The organism is Paenirhizobium naphthalenivorans (genome assembly GCF_007992095.1).
In the GTDB taxonomy this organism is placed as follows: domain Bacteria; phylum Pseudomonadota; class Alphaproteobacteria; order Rhizobiales; family Rhizobiaceae; genus Allorhizobium; species Allorhizobium naphthalenivorans.
This window is the reverse complement of the sequence record NZ_BJZP01000111.1, coordinates 1-1,038: the sequence shown is the minus strand read 5'-3', so window position 1 is coordinate 1,038 and position 1,038 is coordinate 1. Positions and strand designations below refer to the sequence as shown.

At 62.9% G+C, this 1,038-nt stretch carries 1 protein-coding gene; it reads left to right on the top strand.

All coding sequences use genetic code 11. The features are described 5' to 3' along the window. Positions 1–1,038: S-(hydroxymethyl)glutathione dehydrogenase/class III alcohol dehydrogenase (locus RNA01_RS23390; RefSeq protein WP_147182459.1), on the top strand; the 1,038-nt coding region annotated here is incomplete at its 5' end.

The following is a 1,038-nucleotide window of genomic DNA, read 5'->3' as shown; positions in this document are numbered from 1 at the left end:
CTGATCGAGGTCAAGGCGACCGGCATTTGCCATACCGACGATTTCACCCTGTCGGGCGCCGATCCGGAGGGCCTGTTTCCGGCGATCCTCGGCCATGAGGGCGCCGGCGTCGTCGTTGATGTCGGCCCAGGCGTCACCTCGGTCAAGAAGGGTGACCATGTCATTCCGCTCTACACGCCGGAATGCCGCGAATGCTATTCCTGCCTGTCGCGCAAGACCAATCTGTGCACCGCCATCCGTTCGACGCAGGGCCAGGGCGTGATGCCGGACGGCACCTCGCGCTTCTCGATCGGCAAGGACAAGATCCACCATTACATGGGTTGCTCGACCTTTTCCAACTTCACCGTTCTGCCCGAGATCGCGGTGGCCAAGGTCAATCCGGACGCGCCCTTCGACAAGATCTGCTACATCGGCTGCGGCGTCACCACCGGTATCGGCGCAGTGATCAACACCGCCAAGGTGGAGATCGGCGCGACCGCCATCGTCTTCGGTCTCGGCGGCATCGGCCTCAACGTGCTGCAGGGGCTGAGGCTGGCCGGCGCCGACATGATCATCGGCGTCGACATCAACAACGACCGCAAGGAATGGGGCGAGAAATTCGGCATGACCCATTTCGTCAATCCGAAGGAAGTCGGCGACGATATCGTGCCCTATCTCGTCAACATGACCAAGCGCAATGGCGACCTGATCGGCGGGGCGGACTATACGTTCGACTGCACCGGCAACACCAAGGTCATGCGCCAGGCGCTCGAGGCCTCGCACCGCGGCTGGGGCAAGTCGATCATCATCGGGGTTGCCGGCGCCGGCCAGGAGATCTCGACCCGTCCGTTCCAGCTGGTCACCGGCCGCAACTGGATGGGCACGGCGTTCGGCGGCGCGCGCGGCCGCACCGACGTGCCGAAGATCGTCGACTGGTACATGGACGGCAAGATCCTCATCGACCCGATGATCACCCACACCATGCCCCTCGAGGACATCAACAAGGGCTTCGACATGATGCACAAGGGTGAGAGCATCCGCGGCGTCGTGATCTATTGA